Source organism: Geodermatophilus sp. DSM 44513 (assembly GCF_032460525.1).
In the GTDB taxonomy this organism is placed as follows: domain Bacteria; phylum Actinomycetota; class Actinomycetes; order Mycobacteriales; family Geodermatophilaceae; genus Geodermatophilus.
Genome location: NZ_CP135963.1, coordinates 1,101,455 through 1,119,285 on the forward strand (window position 1 = coordinate 1,101,455; position 17,831 = coordinate 1,119,285).

Genomic DNA, 17,831 nt, shown 5'->3' on the forward strand with positions numbered 1-17,831 from the left:
GCACCCCCGACCGACAGGAGAACCGTGTCCTCCCCCCTGCCCCGACCGCTCGCGCGGCTCGGCGTCGTCGCCCTGGCCCTGCTGACCGCGCTGGCCGCCGCTCTCGCCGGCGCGAGCGCCGCCGCCGCACACGTCACCGTCTCGTCGGACGACGCGGCCGCCGGCGGCTACGGCAAGCTCGTCTTCCGGGTGCCCAACGAGAGCGACACCGCCAGCACCGTCGCGCTGCGGATCTCCGTACCGCCGGACGCGGCGATGGCCTCCCTGCGGACCCAGCCGGTGCCGGGCTGGACGGTCACGACGACCACCGCGGACCTGCCGGCGCCGCGGGAGGCCCACGGCGAGCCGATCACCGGCTACGTCTCGGTGGTCGAGTTCCGGGCGGTGGACGGCGGTGGCATCCGGCCCGGCGAGTTCCAGGAGTTCGCGCTGTCCGGCGGCCCGTTCCCGGACGCCGACCGGCTGACCTTCCCCGCCGTGCAGACCTACAGCGACGGCACCGAGGCGGCGTGGATCGAGCCGACCGTCGCCGGCCAGGCCGAGCCGGCGCGCCCTGCCCCGCTGCTCACCCTCACCGCGGCCGCCGACGCCGGGCACGGCACCGCCGGGACGTCGACCACCGGCACGGACACCACCGCCACCGACACCGCCGCCGCGGCGGGCGCTGCCGAGCACGGCGAGGCCGGCCCGGGCGCGCTGGCCCTCTTCGTCGCGCTCCTCGCGCTGCTCACCGGCCTGGCCGGCGTCGTCCTCGGCTGGCGGGCCGGGCGTCGTACCGTGTCCTCGTGAGCCCGTTCCCCCGCGGCCGGCTGGCCGCCTCCCTGCTGTGCGCCGGGCTCGTGCTGGCCGGCTGCGGAGCCGGCGCGGCCGACGACGAGGGCCACGAGGGCCACGGCGCGGTCGCGCAGGTCGAGGGCCCGGAGGACCGCTACGCCGGGCTGGACCTGCCCGACCCCTACCAGCGGCCCTCCTTCACCCTCATCGGCCCCGGCGGGCAGCCCTACGACTTCGCCGCGCAGACCGGTGGGAAGCCCACGCTGCTGTTCTTCGGCTTCACCAACTGCCCGGACATCTGCCCCACGACGATGGCCGACGTCGCCGTCGCGCTGCGCGGCGTCGACCCGGCGCTGGCCGAGCAGGTGCAGGTGGTGTTCGTCACCACCGACCCGGCGTTCGACACCCCCGACGTGCTCGCCGAGTACCTGGCCCGGTTCGACGCCGACCTGCCCACCCGCTTCGTCGGGCTGACCGGCACCCAGGAGCAGATCGACCAGGCCCAGCTGGCCGCCGGGGTGCCGCAGGCGGAGGACAACGGCCGGCTGCACTCCTCGCTGCTGCTGCTCTACGGCACCGACGACCTGGCCGACGTCGCCTTCGACGCGGGCAACACCAGCCGCGACATCGCCGAGGACCTCGCGCTGGTGACCCGGGCGTGACCCGGCGGGCCGCCCGCCCGCTGGTCGTCGTCCTCGGGGTCCTGGCCGTGGTGCTGCTGGCCGTCGTCCTGCCGGCCGGCCCGGCGCGGGCGCACGTCGGCGGCGGGGCCGCCGGCAGTGACTTCGCCGCGCGGGTGCTGGCCGTCGAGCCGGCGCTGCCCGGCGTGGCGGTGCGGGTGCTGTCCTTCGGCGACGAGCTCGAGGTGGTCAACCCGACGGCGACCGACGTCGAGGTGCCCGGCTACTCCGGCGAGCCCTACCTGCGCATCGGGCCCGACGGGGTGTGGCGCAACGCCCACAGCCCGGCCACCTACATCAACCTGGACCGCTTCGGGCGCACCCCGCTGCCCGCGCACGCCGACCCCGGCGCCGCGCCGGAGTGGGTGCAGGTGTCCACCGGGCCCGGCTACGTCTGGCACGACCACCGGACGCACTGGATGAGCGAGGGCGTGCTGCCGCCGGCCGTGGCCGCCGACCCGACCCGGGGGCACCTGGTGTCGGCGTGGGTGGTGCCGATGGCCTCCGGCGGCGTGGACGTGCAGGTGCGCGGGGAGCTCACCTGGAGCCCGCCGCCCCCCGCCTGGGCGGTGTGGCCGCTGTACGCGCTGATGGTGCTGGCGCCGGTGGCCGCCGCACTCCTGTCCCGCGGGCCGCGGCCGCTGGGTGTGCTGATGGCGGTCGGTGGGGTCGCCGCGCTGTACCACGCGGCCACCACGCCGGAGCCCGCGACCAGCGTCTCCTCGCACGCCGGCGCGCTGGTCTCCGCGCTGCTGCCCGGGCTGCTCGCCGCCGCCGTCGCGGCCGGTGGGCTGCTCGCCGCCCGGCGCGGCCGGAGCGGGCCGACCGCGCTGCTGGCCGTCGTCCTCGGCTGGCTGCTGCTGGTGCAGGGCCTGCCGGACGTCGACGTGCTGTGGACGGCGAACGTGCTGGCGAGCGGGCCGGTGCTGCTCACCCGGGCCGCGGTGGCGGTGCTGGTCGCGCTGGGCGCCGGGTGCGTCCTCGGCGGCCTGGTGGCCACCCGCCGCACCCGGGCGCCCCAGCCGGTCGGCTGAGCGGCCCCTCCTGAGGGTCCCCGTCGGGCCCGCGAGGCGCAGAGGGGTCCTGCTGCTACACCGGGTCGCCGGTGACCGGCTGCAGGTGCCCCCGCCCGGCGAACAGCGCGTTGGCCCGCTCCAGGTCGGCCTCGAAGTCGACCTCGACGGCGGCGTGCCGGGAGATGTCCAGCGGCCGGACGTGCAGGCCCGCGGCGGCGATCGCGGTCTCGATGCCGCGCTCGAAGTAGTCCTGCTCCGCGCACGCCGCCAGGTGCTCGACCAGCACCGGCTTGTCGGCGGCCGAGACGTGGTTGATGCCGACGGCCTCGCCCAGGCCGCCGACGACGGTCTTGGACAGCTCGGCGATCCACCCCTCGGCGTCGACGGTGTACTTGACCTCCTCGTCGGCGACGGTGGAGGTGTCGACGCAGACGAAGCTCTCGTCGGCCCGCAGCGCCGGCAGGGCGGTCTCGAGCACCGCCGGGTCGAACACGACGTCGCCGTTGAGCCACAGCACGCCGCCGTCCCGGGTGGCCCGCAGCGCGCGCAGCAGGCTCTGCGAGGTGTTGGTGACCCGGTAGTCGGGGTTGTAGGCGAAGCGCACCTCGGGTACCGCCCGCATCACCCGCTCGGCCTCGAAGCCGACGACCACGGTGACGTCGACGGCCGGGCCGAGCACCGAGCGGAGGTTGTCCAGCTGGCGCTGCAGGATGCTGCGCCCGTCGTGCAGCGGGGTCAGGGGCTTGGGCCATGGCCGGCCCAGCCGGGTGCCCATCCCGGCGGCCAGGATGACGACCTGCACGGGGAGGTCGCCCGGGCGCGGGCCCGGGGCGGCGTGCGCCGGCCCGGTCAGATCAGCGGCGGTGGTGGCGCGGTCAGCGAGCACGGTCGTCCCCTCCTCGGGTGGTGGTTCCGGCGGCTGCTGCCGACGGGGTGAGCAGGTCGAGGACGCGCTCGGTGGCGTGCCCGTCCTCCAGGTGGCAGAAGGTCTGCCGGAACGCCGCGTAGCGCCCGGTGTGCGGCGCCATCGCGGCGTCGAGGTCGGCGAGCGCGTCGACGAGCTCGGCGCTGGTGGTCAGGAGCGGCCCGGGTGCGACCTCGGCGAGGTCCACGTAGAAGCCGCGCAGGTCGTTCCGGTAGTGGTCGAGGTCGTAGGCGAACAGCAGCACCGGCTTGCCGGTGACGGCGAAGTCGACCATCACCGAGGAGTAGTCGGTGACCAGCACGTCGGCGGCCAGGTACAGCTCCGCCGGGTCCGGCTCGTCGGAGACGTCGAGCACCGGGACGCCGTCGGGGAGCTCCAGCCGGTCGGCGACGATGCTGTGCAGCCGGACCAGCAGGACGTGGTCGGAGCCCAGTCGTGCGGTGAGGTCGTCGAGGTCGATGGGCAGGTCCGCACCGGAGCCGCCGGTGTGGTCCAGGACCTGGTCGTCCCGCCAGGTGGGGGCGTAGAGGACCGCGGTCGTCCCCTCGGGGATGCCCAGCCGCGCCCGCGTCCGCGCCCGGAGGACGTCGCGGTCCGGGCTGCTCAGCACGTCGTTGCGCGGGTAGCCGGTCTCGTGCACCGGCCCGCGGAAGCCGAAGGCGCGGCGCAGCCGCTCGGTGCTCCAGGCGTTGGGGGACAGCAGGTGGTCCCACCGGGCGACGTCCCGGTCGGCGGCGTCCAGCCAGCCGGGGCGCGCGGGCGCGTCGTGGTGGATGCGCTTGAGCGGGGTGCCGTGCCAGGTCTGCAGGTAGGTCGCGCCGGGGGACTTGTCCCACTCCAGGGACAGGCAGTCGTTGGCGACGACGACGTCGGCCGCCTCCAGCGCGGTGCGGGCCTCCGGGGCGTCCTGCAGGACGGTGCGGACGCCGGCGGGGAAGGTGCCGCGGGTGGCGGCGGTGCACAGCCAGGTGTGCTCCGGCCCGTCGGCGCCCTCCGGCGCGTGGCCCCGGGCGGCGACGGCCTCGTAGAGGGCCCGGGGGTTGTCGGCGTAGCGGCCGCGGAAGCTGGACCAGACGAACCTCACCGCAGGCGACCATGGCGGGATGCGCCCACGGGGCGTCCACGTGTCGTCATGCAGCATCAGGTCCTTCTCGTGGCGTGCGGTCTGCTCCCTTCGCGGCGGTCTGGCCGGGCCGGCGGTCCCCTGCCGCAGGTGAACGGGAGCCGTCGACCGGGTGGTGCAGCGTCGACAACAACTACACGTACAGGGGGCCGGCCGTCGAGTCGGCCGCCCGACAGCGTTACCCCGCCGATGCCGTCCCCTCGCGTGATCCGCGTCCCCTCCGGGTGTGACGCAGGTCGCTCCCGGCGAGTCCGGACAGACACGCCGCACGGATGGTCACGGACCGGTCACGGGGTGTTTGGATGCCTCCCAACCCCCCTCGAGCCCGGCGATCGGGCCCTCTCCCCACGAACGGGCAGGTGCATGGCCGGACGGCGTTCCGCGACGCGCGACCGGGACCTCCGGGTCCCGGGTACCCGTCGATCCCCCGGCGTCGTCCCGGGCCGGCGCCGCGGCCCGCTGCTGCTGACGGCGCTGGTCCTGGGCGGGCTGGTGGCCGGGGTCACGGGTGTGTCCAACGCCTCGGACGCGCCGGCCGCTCCGACGTCGGTGCTGGCCGCCCAGATGGAGCTGACCACCGTCGGCGACGACGTCGAGACCATGCCCATGGCCTCGATCACCGTGGCGGAGGCCGAGGCCCGGCTGGCCGAGGTCGCCGCCTCCCGCGCCGAGCGGGCCGCGGTCGAGGCGGCCGCGGCGGAGGCCGCCCGCGAGGCGGCGCGGCCCAAGGCGGTGCTCCCGGTCGCCGGTGCCCGCTTCACCAGCGGCTACGGCGCCCGGTGGGGCACCTTCCACTACGGGATCGACCTGGCCGCACCGATGCGCACGCCGGAGTACGCGGCGATGGACGGTGTCGTCCTGCGCGCCGGCTCGGCCAGCGGCTTCGGGCTGGCCGTCTACGTCCTGCACGAGAACGGCGACGTCACCGTCTACGGCCACATGGACTCCATCCTCGTCGAGCCCGGCCAGTACGTGGAGGCCGGCGAGACGATCGCGCTGCTGGGCAACCGGGGGCAGTCGACCGGCCCGCACCTGCACTTCGAGGTGCACCAGGGCGGGATGAACGGCAAGCGCATCGACCCGGTGCCGTGGCTGGCCGCGCGCGGCGTGGAGATCTGACCCCTGCACGGGAGGCCCGGTCCGGGGCTGTACAGTCGTCACCGGCCCGGAGCACCGGACCGGGCCGCACGAGGGGCTGTGGCGCAGCTGGTAGCGCACCACACTGGCAGTGTGGGGGTCAGGGGTTCGAGTCCCCTCAGCTCCACCCCTCTGACCAGGCCGTTCTCCCTCGGGAGGGCGGCCTGAGTCGTCTCTGGTTGCAGTTGTGGCTGCAGTTGGACCGGCTCCACTCGGCAGCAGCAGGGTGCCCATCCGGTCGGCCGCCTCCCGGGCCAGCGCCGGCATGACGTGGCTGTAGATGTCCATCGTGGTGCGCATCTGGCTGTGGCCGAGCAGCTCCATGACCACCCGCGGGTGCACGTTCTCGCTCAGCAGCAGGGTCGCGGCAGTGTGCCGGCCGTCGTGCAGCCGGACGTGCCGGACGCCGGCGGCCTGCAGCAGACGGGTCCAGTCGTCGTAGTCGGCCTTCTTGTCGATCGGCCGCCCGTTGGGCTGGGCGAAGACCAGGTCCTCGTCCTGCCACTCGGAGCCGGCCAGCATCCGCTCGCCGAGCTGCGCGGCCTTGTGCCGGTGCAGCTCGGCGACGAGAGGCATCGGGAGGGCGAGCGTGCGCTGGCTGCGGCGGGTCTTGGGCTCCTCGTAGATCAGCCCGCCGCCGCGGACGCGGTGGATGCTCCGCCGGACCGTAAGGGTGTTGGCGAGCAGCTCGATGTCCTTCCACTGCAGCGCCAGGGCCTCGGACTGGCGCAGGCCGAGGGCGAGCGCGACGGTCCAACGGGCGGAGTTGCGGACGCCGGCTGCGGCGTGCAGGACGGCGCGGGCCTCTTCGAGGTCGAGGGCGGTGGCGATGTCGCTCGGGCGCTGGGCGGGCGGGTCGACGAGCGCGGCGACGTTGCGGGGAACGTGCCCGCGCTGGACGGCGACGGTCAGCGCCCGGGACAGGATGCGGTGGTGGCGCAGAACCGAAGCGGGGGAGTAACCGTCGTCGAGCAGGGCGGTGTAGAGCTGGTCGAGGTGCTCGGGACGCAGCCGGTCGAGGCGGTGCCGGCCGATCCCGGGGATCAGGTGCTTGCGGACGGCCGACTCGTAGCTCTCCAGCGTCCGCTGGCGCACGCGGCGCGGGGCGATGGTGGTCAGCCAGTGCTCGAGCCACCAGGCGACGGTCGGGGTCGACGTCTCGCCGACCATCCCTGAGTCGCGCTTGCGCTCGAGCTCCCGGACCTTGGCGACGACGACGCCGCGGCTCTTGCTGCTGACGTGCCGGCGATCGAGCTTCCCGTCGAGCGTGAAGCCGACCGAGACGTAGCCGTGCCAGCGCCCGTCGGCGCCCTTGTAGATCGTCGACTCGCCGTTCGAGGCGCGTCCCGCCATCGGTCACCCCTGGGTCGTGGGCTGGAGTGTCAGTCTGGGCGAGCGGTCCGACACCAGCGGAGCGGTTGTGGATTCACGCGGCATCGGGCGACGTCGGGCCGAGCTGGTCCGTGGTGGTCCGGGCCCGTCGCAGCCCACGAGGAGGGGTGCGGGGAGCTTCCAGGCCGCGAACGTATCGTTCGAGCTCGCTGCGGGAGAGCCGGCAGCTCCGGCCGATGTGAACGGGGTGCAGGTCGCCGGCCTTCATCAGCGCGTAGACCGTCGTGCGCCCGAGGCGGAGCACCGTGGCGGCCTCCTCGGGTGTGAGCAGCAGCGGGTCGCTGGAGACCGGCTCCTGAGGTCGCTGCACGTCGCTCATATCGCCCTCCTCGTCGTGTGGCCTCGTGCGCCGGCGTCCGGCGCCGCACGCCCACCTGGAGAAGGCGCCCTATCCGGCCGGTTGGTGACAGTGCCCGGCGAACTTCCTGTTTTTCTCCGGTCCCTGCTGTCCGAGCTCCTGATCACCTGGGGCCGACGTCCGTCAAGTTGCTCGGTCTCCTGACCTGCTCCGGCGCGTCTCCGGTTTTCCTCCAGTACGTCGAGCGGTCCGGGCGGTGTCATGCGGTCGCAGCGCAGGAATCGACGGTCCCGCTCGACGAGGCCGCACGGTTGGGGGGCTCGGTGTGCTGGGCGTAGATCGCTGGCGCGGGCACACCGGGCCCATGAGCTCCGATCATCTGGGGTCGATCACCACCGATCCGGCCGTGCTGAGCGGCCAGGCGGTGTTCGCCGGCATCCCCGTGCCGGTCAGCGTGGTGCTCGACTGCCTGGCCGCCGGGATGAGCCCCGAAGAGGTCGTCGCGGAGTATCCGACCCTGACCTCGAAAGGGGTGCAGGCGGCCGCCGCCTACGGGGGCGTTGCTGGCCGGTGAGGAGTTGGTGCCGCTAGCGCCTGAGTGAGGGTCCAACCCCACGTCGTCGGCAGGGTCGCCGCCGCGTGCGGCGCCACGTCACCCCGTCAGCGGACCTCCGCACCGTCAGCCAGATCGGCTGCGTACACGGCCCTCGCCTGTGCGCTCTCCGCTGCCATCTCGACCACTGCCCGGACAAGATCACGAGCCGACACACCTCATGCATCCAGGACTGCGCAAAACGTTGTGACGAGTAGCCGGGGGTGACAGAACGGCATGCCGCGCAGGCGTCACCGGAGCGCGCTACCCCTCGCAGAGGATCGGTGCGCCTCTCGGCGGGGCCTGCTGCGCGGCCAGAGGGCACTACCGTCCAGCAATGCCGGCAATCATGTCGCCAGCGAGGGCCGGTGGCGAGTCGGTTGGGGTGACGTCGAGCCGGTCGGGTCGTCACCGCCCCGTCGCCTACGTCACCCCCGTCGGCCTCCCGCTCCACGACAACTGTCCTGACGTCACCGTCGACGCAGGTGCTCTACAGGAGCAATACGGGACCTCCGCCTCCGGGCACTCAGGGGAGGTCAGGTGCGCCGCTCCAGCGCGCCCGCCGCCGGTAGTTCCGCAGGACCGGGTCCAGTGCCCGGCCGAGGGTGGGCAGGTCCCGGTCGTAGACCCGGCCGTCATCCAATTGACCGGCGAGTTCGCCAAGCAACCGCGGCCAGTCTCGACGGGTCGGCTCGAGGGGTACCCGGATCTCGACCCGCCGCTCGACCACCTGCACTGCCGTCCGGCCGGCGCTCGCCGCGCGGCTCTGCTCCCAGGCCCAGTGCCGGCAGGTGGCCGAGCACCACTTCGGGATCGGGCCGCGCTGGCGCGGGGTGATCGGTCCGCTGCACCATCCGCAGGTCGTCGCGGCGCTGCGGCGTTCGGGCCCGTCCGGCGCAGGGCCGGCCTGCTCGGAACGGGGGCGCTTGACTGCGGTCTGCTCGTGGCGCTGACGGCCTTGTTGCTCACCTGCCCGCCGTCGTGCCCGGTACTCGGGAGTGCCGCTGGTTCCCATGCCGTCAGTCTGCTGTCGATCCTCCTGTAACCCGTCACCACGAGCTCCCTATCGGTGGAGGCGCATATTGGAACCGCCCCCTATTGCTCTCCGAGATCGGGGTGTCAGGCCCGCCGCATGGCGGCGTACTGGCTCCAGTCGCGGGCGGCGAGGGTGGCCCAGCGGGTGGCGGTGTTGGGGGAGAGACCGAGCAGCTCGGCGAGGATCGGCACCGGCATCCGGGCGGCGAGGTCGAGCATCGCCGCCTTGCGGGCGGCGGAGGGTTGGATGCCGAGCGCGACGAGTTGGGAGCGGATGTTCTCGGTGACCAGGTGCTTGCCGGGCAGGCCGCCGGGGAACAGCCAGCGGTCGGGGCGGCTGGCGTAGGAGGCCTGGCCGCGGCGGGCCAGCTGGTCGAGCACGAGCCGGTCGAGCGGGTCTGGCAGCTGGATGGGGACTTCGTCGAAGGTGACGCTCACGGCTCCGCCGGGCTCGGTGGTGATCTGTTCGGGCCGCATGCGGCAGATCCGGGAGAGCGGCTGGGCGAACAGCAGCAGGAACAGGCCGCCGATGCGCACGTAGAGGCGGATGTCGTCGTCGTGCAGCAGTCGCTCGACCTGCTGCCAGCGGTGCTGGTCGGAGAGGGTGACCTGCGGCAGCGCCCGTTCCGGCATGGGGATGGCCCGCTGGGGGCTCAGCCCGCTGCGCTGGGTCCAGTCCAGGAACGTCTTGAGGCTTTGGCCGCGGCCGGGGTGACGGACCAGGTAGTCATCGAGCTGGGCCTGGGTGGCGGTGGCGAGGGTGGTGTCGTGTTCGTCGAGCCAGTGCAGGAACCGGGTGGCGCCGAGGACGGCTTCGCGGGCGTGCTGTACTCCGCCGCGGGTGACCCGGTCGCGCTCGGCGAGTAGCCGTAGCCGGCGCAGCAGCTGCCAGCGGGCGAATCGGTCGATCAGGTCGGCGTTGGCTTTGGGCTGGTCGGCGAGGAGCTCGCGCAGCCACGGGACGATGCGTTCGACGGCGAGCTGGTAGGGCGGGATGACGCCGAGGGCGGCGAGCAGGTCGCGCACGTAGTCGACTGCGCGGCTGGAGGGCAGCGTCTCGAAGGCGGCGTGGGAGATCTCCAGCTCGCCGCGGGCCATGTCGCGCAGGATGTCCGGGCGGCTGGAGGCGCGGGTCAGCCAGTAGAGCGTGGTCTGCGGCCGTGGCGCGGCCATCAGCGCGTCGAAGACCGGTTGCAGCTGCGGGTGGATCCCTCCGCTGGGGTCGGTGAGCAGCTCGGTCAGCTGCTGGCGCAGCGTGCAGGGCCCGCAGTGCCGGCCGAACGGGCTGTCCTCGCGGCCGCAGGCCGGGCAGGCGTAGACCGGGTCGTGGCCGGTGCAGTCGGCGCAGGCCGGGCGGCGGCCGGCGTCATAGAAGGCCAACACCTTCAGCCCACCGCAGCCCGGGCAGGACGCCGGGGCGCGGCGGAAGCGCAGCACGCAGGTCTGGCAGATCCACTGCTCGAGGATCTTGCGGTGACAGGGGCGTAGCTGGCCGCACTGCCCGCAGGTCGTCGTCGACCAGCCGCGGGTCACCGGTCCTCGCGGGGACGGCGGACGGTGGCCCGGATCGGGCGCAGTTCTCCGATGCCCAGCCCCTCCTTCGCTGTGTCGGTGCCGGTCTTGGTCCGCTCGGCTTGCTTGACGACGGGCTCGAGCAGGTCGCTGGGCTGGCAGTCGAGGATGTCGCAGAGCGCGGCGAGCAGGTCGACGTTGACCCGCTGCGGCGGGGTGGTGACCAGCTTGTGCACGTACTGCCGGGTCAGGTGCACTCCGCGGTCGGCCAGCAGCGGCACCAGCTCGCTGGTCTGGAAGATGCCGCGGCCGGCCATCACCTGCCGCAGGTGCCAGCGCATTTCCACTCGGCGGGTCATCGGGCTGCCTCCGTCCCGGTCGTCGTCCTCATCGGCGTCGCCGTCTTCGTCGTCGTGGTCGTCTCGGTGGCCGCCGGTGGTGGCGTGTAGACCCGGGCCAGCGCCGCGCGCAGCGTCTGGTTCTTGAAGTCGTTGCTGACCGAGGTGTAGATCGCCGTGGTCGAGGCGTAGGCGTGTCCGACCTGCTCTTGGACGAACCGCTCCGGGTAGCCGAACTCGATCAGGTGCGTGACGTAGGAGTGGCGCAGGCAGTGCAGGGTCAGCTCCGCCGGCAGCCCGGCCTCGGCGCGCAGCGCCGCGAACCGCTTGTCCAGGTGCTTGGTCGAGACCCGGGTCAGCCGCTCGGTGACCCACAGCGCCGGATGATCGGCCGGCCGCAGGATCGGGCGGGCCTGCTCGGTCCACTGCCGCAGCCCGGCGATCGCCCAGTCGAACTCCGGCACCGCCAGCACGGTGCGCCGGCGCGGGACGCCGCCACGGATCGCCTTGCCGTAGCGCACATGCACCGACCCGTAGCTACCCCAGTCGGGCACGTGCGGGTTCGGCCGCAGGTCGGCCACGTCGAGGCGGCACAGCTCGTTGCGGCGCAACCCGAACGCGTAGCAAGTCTTGATCATCTGCGCGTCGCGCAGCGCGGCCAGCGCGCCCTTGCGACCGGAGCCGGCGATCGCCTCGACCCGGGAGTCGAGGTGGTCGAACAGCTGCTGCAGCTCGTCATAGGCCAGCGGGCGCCGGCCCGGCCGGCCCTCGTAGTCCGTCAGGTGCGCAACGGTGTTCCACTCGTGACACACCTGGGTGGGCACCTGACCGAACCGGTCGCGGCACTGGCGCGGCCACTCGTAGCGGGCGTCGGTCAGGTAGTCGCAGAACATCCGCAGCGTCAGGTGGTAACCGCGGATCGTGGCCGGCGCCAGCCGCTGTTCACCGGAGGTGAGCGAGGCGGTGAAGTCCTCCACGTCCGCCGCCGTCCACGCCCACGGGTAGCCCTCGGTGAACTCGGTGAACCGGCGCAGCAGCGATAGCCGCGGCTCCACCGTCGCATCGGCCAGCATCCGTGACTTCTGCTGTCTGGCCCAGCCGGTGAGCATCGCCTCGAACACGGCGGCCGCCTCGTCCAGATGGACGACTCCGTCGACCAGCACCAGCCCGGCCGAGCCAGGGACCTTCGCCAACCCGGAGCCCCCAGCTGTCAACGGAAACGCGACAATGTCGCATCAACGTAGCGGCGACCGGTCCCACCTCAGGTCAGCGACGCACCGGAGGGTGACCACCTGACGAGAAGGCGCCCAGCTGACGCCCGAAGTGTCAACTTTCCGTCGATATGCGGCCTTTAGACCGCAGGTGCAGGAGGTGTGTCGGATCGTGATCTTGCCCAGAGCGGACGCTTGGTCACCGCAATGACGGACGGGTGGTGCCGCGGCGGCCGCGCTGGGAGTCGACGCGGTTAGTGGCGGGTAGGTCGAAGCTGCTCTCGGATTGCGGCCGGACTCGGAGCCCGACCCGGTTTCCCGGACCCCTGATCTGAGGCGATGATCGCCTTGGAGGAGAGTCCTGGATGCCTGCAGCAAAGCCGCCGGAGTTCCGCCGCAGGGCGGTGGAGCTGGCCCGTCAGCGGGAAAAGCCGATTGCCCAGATCGCACGCGATCTCGGGATCGCCGAGACGTGTCTGCGACGGTGGATGAAGCAGGACGACGTCGACACCGGCTGCGCCGATGGTCTCTCCACCGACGAGTGGGCTGAGCTGGTCCGGCTGCGCCGGGAACTGCGGGTGGCGCAGATGTAGATCGAGATCCGCAAGCGGGCCAGCGCCTACTCCGCGCGGGAGAACGTGCTGCCACATCGGGTTCCGGCTGGTCCGCGAGCTCGCCGACGACGCCGACCTGCGGGTCGATGTCACGGTGGCCTGCCGGATGCTGAAGGTGTCGCGTTCGGGCTACTACGAGTGGCTCGGCCGGCCGCCGAGCACCCGCCAGGTCGCCGACCAGCAGCTGACTGCGACCATCGTCGAGGTCCACGTCTCCTCCCGGGCGCCTACGGTGCGCCGCGGGTGCACGCCGAGCTCCGGTTCGGCTGGGACTGGTTCGCGGCCGCAAGCGGGTCGCTCGGCTGATGCGCGCCGCCGGGCTGGCCGAGACCTGTCATCGACGCAAGCACCGCCGCGCCAGACCGCTGCCGGCCGTGCACGCCGACCTGTTCCAGCGGCGGTTCGTCGCCCAGGCACCCGATCGACTGTGGGTCACCGACATCACCGAGCACCCGACCGCCGAGGGCAAGGTCTACTGCGCCGCGGTCATCGACTTTTCCAGCCGGGTGGTTTGTCGGCTGGTCGATCGCGGACCATATGCGCTCCAAACTGGTCGTCGACGCCCTGAAAATGGCCCGCTGGCGCCGCCGGCCGCAATGGAGCGGTGGTGCATTTCGACCGGTTGAAGCCGCCCAGTACACGTCCTGAATCTTCGGCCACATAGGCTACGCGCCGCCGGACTGCTCGGCTCGATGGGCCGGGCCGCCTCCAGCGTCGACAACGGCATGATCAAGTCCTTCTGGTCGACCACGCAGTGGGTACTTCGACCGGCGGACCTGGACCAGCCGGGCTCGGCGATCCTCGAGTGGATAGAGCCCTTCTACAACCCCGTCGACGACACTCCTCCCTCGGCTACCAGACCCCGGTCCAGTTCGAGGACCTTCACACCGCCGCCGTCACCGCGGCATGATCACCACACCCGACGTGTCCGGAGAACCGGGTCAGGCTCCCTGGCCATTCGATCCTGCTGGACTCGGGCCGTTGGCATCAGACGACTCGTCACTTGTCTCTACTCGCTACTAGGGCAGCGGCTCCTTGGAGCCCTCGTAGGGCAGCTCTCGAACCGCGCCAACCGTCAAATGTCGGCATCGAATGCGCTCGTTGAGCCAGGACGTCGCCGCCGCGCTTCCAAGGTGTTCGGCCAACCGGTTGCAAGATGCCACACTACCGTCGTGCGGTGTTGCAACAATCAGGTGATTGTCTACGGCTACAGAAACGCTGCCGGTGACGACTACAGAGGCTGCTCGCGCGGATTCCGACGGTCGGCTAGTCCGTCGCACTAAAACGAACGGGGGCGCGTGCAGTCGGCCAGCGAAATGACGATAAAAGTTAGGCGTAGAGGTAACCCCGAGGCGGGGTAACCTTCGTGCGGTCGCATAGGGGACAAGTGGGCCAAGGTGCGGGTCCCGGTTGTCGACAACCGGCCCTACTGCAACGTGGAAAAAGTCGTCAACAACTCTCCCGATGTTCGGCTTCTCGCTAGCCGTCCCCGCCTCGGTGCGGCGAGCGACAAGAAGGTAAACGTCGACATCCGCATGTTCGTCGAATTGTCCCAACGACTTTTCGACTAGGATTTCGGCCCGCTGCAGCACTCCCTGCCGCCATCGGCGAGTGCGACTCCCGCTCCGCAAGACGTCCGGAAGTACAGCGACCAAGATGGAGCCGATGGCCATAGCATCAAGCGCGGAATCAACGAAAACCGCAGCCCGAGAGACGAGACCCCCTCCCCAGCGGTAGCCCGCCGGCGCCGGCATGGAGCCGAAGGGCGGATTCATGACTATAGTTCCATCGAACGGCTGAAGAAGGGACAAGTTCGATATACCGTCCGCTAAACTTACGCGCGTGAATACGGCATCGGGAACCCCGCTGGCCTTGTCTGCCTTGCCGCCGGCTACGACGGAGTGGCCGGATGCGTAGCAGCGCTCATGGGCAAACAGCCAGAGTCGACGCCTAGCGGCATCCGCCAGCGGCGCGTGAATGTCCGTGCCAAGCAAGCTCTCGCCCCAAAGTCGCAGTGTCGGTTGAGGGGTTGCCACTGGCAGAGCTTGCGCGGCGGCCAGCAACAGATCGCCAGCCCCGCAGGCGGGGTCGAGGAAGGGCGCCTTGCCGTACGTCTCGATCGCGTCCGTGATGAGGTCCCTGATGGCCAGCCCCGTGAAGAAGGTGCCGCTGCCACGCCGAGTGCTTCGATCCACCAGCTGGCGAAGGGCGGCCGCAGGGCCGTCCGCCAGCGACTCCGCGATGCGGTGCCCGAGCTGATCGCTGTCCGGGTCGACCTGCCGGGCTTCCACTAAGTCGTCCAGAATCTCGACGTAGCTGCGGAAAGCGTCGAACGTCGTCTCGGGCAAGGATGCGTTCCTCCAAGGCGAAGGGTGCCTCGTGTGGGCTAGGGGGCCAGCATTGAGGCCTCGCTCGGACCAGGCCAGCCTAGACTCCAAGCCTGACGGCCGGTCGCAGCGACGCGTCCGCATGGACCCGGTGAGGGACGCATGTCGACAGAACACATCCGCTTCGCCCCGGACATCCTCCGACGTCTCGGGGAGGAGCTCGTCCCGCATGCTGACCTCGGCATACTCGAACTCGTTAGGAACGCATACGACGCGGACGCCTCCTACTGCCGCATCAGCCTCGAGGCGGGGGGTGCCAAGGGATCGGCCGTCCTCGTGGCGGATGACGGTGACGGGATGTCGCCCGATGACATTCGCAATGGCTGGCTCCTCCTGGGCAAGTCAGGCAAGAGTGGCTCAAGGTTCTCAAGGGCGGGGCGGCAGAAGGTTGGCGAGAAAGGGCTTGGCCGTCTAGCGGCGCTCCGATTGGGCCATAGTGTAATTCTGGCGACCCGACCCCGGTTCGAGGGGGCTGGACTCGAGTATCGACTGCGGATCGACTGGGCGGACTTCGATGACGCAAAAACGGTCGAAGAGGTGCCGCTCAGCGCGGTTAGTAGTCGGACGGCGGAGTCGCCGGGGACAAATATACGCATTGAAGACCTGCGAGCAAACATGTCGACTCGAGACGTTGAGCGCCTAGCTCGGTCTCTTGTTCTGTTGATGGGTCCTTTCCCTGACTCGACGGACTTTCGTGTCACCCTTGCAGCGCCCGGTTTCGACGAGATGGAAAGGCTTGTGCGCGAGTCATACTTTACCGAGTATGATTACCTTGTCGCGGCCACCCTGGATGATGAAGGTCGGGCGTCGGCAACGCTGAAGGATTGGCGCGGAAACATTGTTGGACGCGCTGGCCACGAGCGCGTTGCGGATCGGCGATTGAAGCGTGACCCCACGTACGTCTACTCGGGCCCCCAGTCGCGATTTGAAATGTTCTTGTTCAACCTGAGCAAGGCGAACTTCGACGTGCGGCAGTCGTATCAGACCGTCGATGCTGTCAGGCAGTGGTTGAAAGTCGTAGGTGGAGTGCACCTTTTCCACCGAGGCCTCCGAGTGCATCCTTATGGCGATCCGGGCCATGACTGGCTCGACCTGAACCTGAGTAGGGTAAAAAATCCGGAATTGAGACCCGGCACTAATACGTCCGTCGGGCGAATTGTCGTTGAGCAGGACAGTGAGTCTCTTGTTCCGAAGACTGACCGCACCGGCTTCATCGAAAATGAGACGTTCACTGCTTTGAGACTGTTCGCGCAGGACGTCCTAGATTGGGCCGCGGACGTTAGGTTGAAGCTGCGTGAGGCGGCCCGCCAGGACGAGCGCACCGAAAGGGCAACGGACCTCGAAGTAGCGGCGCGCGAGGTCGAAGATGTTTTGAGTAAGCTGCCCTCGGATGTTCGTCCAGGAGTGCGCAAGGTCGTGTCGACCTATCAAAGCGCGGCTAAGAGTCAACTCAAGTCAGTGTCGGAGGACCTTGAGCTGTATCGATCCCTGGGTACTGTCGGCACGACGTCCGCAGTTTTTGCGCACGAGACACTGCGGCCGGTTGCTATAATAGAGCAGATGGCGGGATCGCTTGAGCATAGAGCGCGTGCCGATCTGCCGGATCGATTCGAGCAGCGATATGCCAATCCGCTTGGTCTAATAAGGGGTTCGGTGGCGAGCCTACGCACCTTCGCCGAGCTTCCCCTGCGCATGCTCACTCGAAGTAAGCGACGGCCGGGCGCGGTTTGCGTCTACGAGGTGATTGCTGATGTCGCTGAGATGTTCAAACCCTACCTAGATGATGCGTCTGTTGTAATGCGCGTGAAGGCGCCTCGGCATGATCTCGAGGTCAGGGGCTCAGTTGCTGGCATAGAGGCAATCCTCCTCAATATGCTCGCAAACTCCGTGCATGCCATGAATGCTTCAGGAGTGCCCAGCGACTCTCGCATCATCGAGATTAGATTGACCAGCAGTTCCGATGAGGTCGTCCTTGAGGTTATGGACAGCGGCCCTGGCATTGTGGGGTTGGAGCCCGAAGAGGTCTTTCTTCCGGGGCGGACCACACGGGAGGATGGCACTGGGCTCGGATTGACTATCGTAAGGGATGTGGTCCGTGATCTTGGAGGGCGGTTGGCTGCGGCAAAGAATGGATCATTGGGTGGGGCTCACTTCACGGTGAGGTTGCCGATGGCCGACTCTAGCGATAAGAGCCCGGCTCGGGACTTCCGATGAGCGCCGTTCTAGCGCCCGGCGAGTCGGTGGGCGTCCTTGATGACTCGGAAACTGACGCTGCAGCAACTTTCGAGGTACTAATCGACGCGGGTTTCTCGCCCGTACGGATCCCGCTACTGTCCTCGGTCAAGGATGTGGTGACGAGCGTCCGCGCCAACGCACGCGCACTCGTCGCTGACCACCGCTTGGGTGGTGGTGCCACTGGTTCCAAAGTCTCGTACTCGGGTGCGGAAGTCGTTGCTTCCTGCTACGCGGAACACCTGCCCGCTATCCTCATCACCACCTGGGCGAACGCGGACGAGGCAAGTTCTATACGAAAGTATCGTCGACAAGTCCCGAGCGTCTTGAAGCGAGGTGGGACGACGGGGGCGGAGACCGTACGCGTGGCGCTCGAGCAGGCGGCACAAGAGGTTAGCGGGACGACTCCTCGTGCTCGACAGGCTTTCCGCACCGTAGTACGAATCGCCCACGTCGAGGGTCAGCCGGGGTCAGACTTGGAGGTGATAGTCCCCGGGTGGCGGCCCGCTCAGGCCGTCGTTATGTCGCGATCGCTATTGCCGGCTGATCTTGCTCATTGGGACGG

At 70.2% G+C, this 17,831-nt stretch carries 16 protein-coding genes, 1 tRNA gene and 1 pseudogene; 9 read left to right on the forward strand and 9 right to left on the reverse strand.

Features of this window, described 5'->3' with window-relative positions; translation table 11 throughout:
* Positions 1-24 precede the first annotated feature (24 nt).
* The 3 genes from RTG05_RS05305 to RTG05_RS05315 are packed head-to-tail and all read left to right on the forward strand — an operon-like array spanning position 25 to position 2,488.
* Positions 25-789, forward strand: coding sequence for a YcnI family protein (locus RTG05_RS05305; RefSeq protein WP_166527767.1), 765 nt, complete (start codon positions 25-27; stop codon positions 787-789).
* Positions 786-1,436 carry an SCO family protein gene (locus RTG05_RS05310; protein WP_166527768.1) on the forward strand — a complete coding sequence of 217 codons (651 nt, stop codon included), beginning with the start codon at positions 786-788 and terminating at the stop codon, positions 1,434-1,436. Before RTG05_RS05305 ends, RTG05_RS05310 begins: the two co-directional genes overlap by 4 nt.
* Positions 1,433-2,488, forward strand: a complete 1,056-nt coding sequence (locus RTG05_RS05315; protein ID WP_166527769.1) for a hypothetical protein — start codon at positions 1,433-1,435, stop codon at positions 2,486-2,488. The genes RTG05_RS05310 and RTG05_RS05315 overlap by 4 nt, the downstream gene beginning before the upstream one ends.
* Before the next feature lie 55 nt (positions 2,489-2,543).
* Here the strand turns inward: RTG05_RS05315 and RTG05_RS05320 are convergent, their stop codons facing one another.
* Both RTG05_RS05320 and RTG05_RS05325 read right to left on the reverse strand, forming a co-directional pair.
* Positions 2,544-3,356, reverse strand: a complete 813-nt coding sequence (locus RTG05_RS05320) for a phosphocholine cytidylyltransferase family protein (RefSeq protein ID WP_166527770.1) — start codon at positions 3,354-3,356, stop codon at positions 2,544-2,546.
* Positions 3,346-4,479 (reverse strand): CDP-glycerol glycerophosphotransferase family protein, encoded by a 1,134-nt coding sequence (locus tag RTG05_RS05325; RefSeq protein WP_166527771.1) that lies wholly within the window; start codon positions 4,477-4,479, stop codon positions 3,346-3,348. Before RTG05_RS05325 ends, RTG05_RS05320 begins: the two co-directional genes overlap by 11 nt.
* A 402-nt stretch (positions 4,480-4,881) precedes the next feature.
* Between RTG05_RS05325 and RTG05_RS05330 the strand changes: the two genes are divergently transcribed.
* Both RTG05_RS05330 and RTG05_RS05335 read left to right on the forward strand, forming a co-directional pair.
* Positions 4,882-5,637 carry a M23 family metallopeptidase gene (locus RTG05_RS05330; RefSeq protein WP_166527772.1) on the forward strand — a complete coding sequence of 252 codons (756 nt, stop codon included), beginning with the start codon at positions 4,882-4,884 and terminating at the stop codon, positions 5,635-5,637.
* A 72-nt stretch (positions 5,638-5,709) separates the two neighbouring features.
* Positions 5,710-5,782, forward strand: a tRNA-Ala gene (locus RTG05_RS05335).
* 200 nt (positions 5,783-5,982) lie between these two features.
* Here RTG05_RS05335 and xerC read toward each other — a convergent pair.
* Positions 5,983-7,008, reverse strand: a pseudogene (gene xerC, locus RTG05_RS22305) (tyrosine recombinase XerC); the annotation flags it as partial.
* Between the two features lie 73 nt (positions 7,009-7,081).
* Positions 7,082-7,366 carry a helix-turn-helix domain-containing protein gene (locus RTG05_RS05345; protein ID WP_166527773.1) on the reverse strand — a complete coding sequence of 95 codons (285 nt, stop codon included), beginning with the start codon at positions 7,364-7,366 and terminating at the stop codon, positions 7,082-7,084.
* Between the two features lie 343 nt (positions 7,367-7,709).
* Here RTG05_RS05345 and RTG05_RS05350 point away from each other — a divergent pair, with 343 nt between their 5' ends.
* Entirely contained in the window at positions 7,710-7,919 is a 210-nt protein-coding gene (locus tag RTG05_RS05350; protein WP_208104807.1) for a DUF433 domain-containing protein, read from the forward strand.
* A gap of 544 nt (positions 7,920-8,463) precedes the next feature.
* On the opposite strand, the gene RTG05_RS05355 is transcribed toward RTG05_RS05350, so the two are convergent.
* The 4 genes from RTG05_RS05355 to RTG05_RS05370 all read right to left on the reverse strand — a co-directional run bounded on the left by RTG05_RS05355 (position 8,464) and on the right by RTG05_RS05370 (position 12,015).
* Positions 8,464-8,952: a hypothetical protein gene (locus RTG05_RS05355; protein WP_315912354.1), complete on the reverse strand. Its 489-nt coding sequence runs from the start codon at positions 8,950-8,952 to the stop codon at positions 8,464-8,466.
* A gap of 104 nt (positions 8,953-9,056) precedes the next feature.
* Positions 9,057-10,505 (reverse strand): hypothetical protein, encoded by a 1,449-nt coding sequence (locus RTG05_RS05360; protein WP_166526593.1) that lies wholly within the window; start codon positions 10,503-10,505, stop codon positions 9,057-9,059.
* Positions 10,502-10,843 carry a helix-turn-helix domain-containing protein gene (locus RTG05_RS05365; protein WP_166526592.1) on the reverse strand — a complete coding sequence of 114 codons (342 nt, stop codon included), beginning with the start codon at positions 10,841-10,843 and terminating at the stop codon, positions 10,502-10,504. The genes RTG05_RS05360 and RTG05_RS05365 overlap by 4 nt, the downstream gene beginning before the upstream one ends.
* The gene (locus RTG05_RS05370; RefSeq protein WP_166526591.1) at positions 10,840-12,015 is read right to left on the reverse strand and encodes a tyrosine-type recombinase/integrase; all 1,176 of its coding nucleotides are present in this window, start codon (positions 12,013-12,015) and stop codon (positions 10,840-10,842) included. Before RTG05_RS05370 ends, RTG05_RS05365 begins: the two co-directional genes overlap by 4 nt.
* A 383-nt stretch (positions 12,016-12,398) precedes the next feature.
* Here RTG05_RS05370 and RTG05_RS05375 point away from each other — a divergent pair, with 383 nt between their 5' ends.
* A complete protein-coding gene (locus RTG05_RS05375) occupies positions 12,399-12,626 on the forward strand; it encodes a transposase (protein WP_166527774.1) in 228 nt (75 codons plus the stop codon).
* Positions 12,627-12,952: 326 nt separating this feature from the next.
* Entirely contained in the window at positions 12,953-13,273 is a 321-nt protein-coding gene (locus tag RTG05_RS05380; RefSeq protein ID WP_166527775.1) for a hypothetical protein, read from the forward strand.
* 393 nt (positions 13,274-13,666) lie between these two features.
* Here the strand turns inward: RTG05_RS05380 and RTG05_RS05385 are convergent, their stop codons facing one another.
* Entirely contained in the window at positions 13,667-14,995 is a 1,329-nt protein-coding gene (locus tag RTG05_RS05385; protein WP_166527776.1) for an N-6 DNA methylase, read from the reverse strand.
* A 141-nt stretch (positions 14,996-15,136) separates the two neighbouring features.
* Between RTG05_RS05385 and RTG05_RS05390 the strand changes: the two genes are divergently transcribed.
* On the forward strand, positions 15,137-17,248 hold the full coding sequence (locus tag RTG05_RS05390) for a sensor histidine kinase (RefSeq protein WP_166527777.1): 2,112 nt from the start codon (positions 15,137-15,139) through the stop codon (positions 17,246-17,248).
* Positions 17,249-17,831 lie beyond the last annotated feature (583 nt).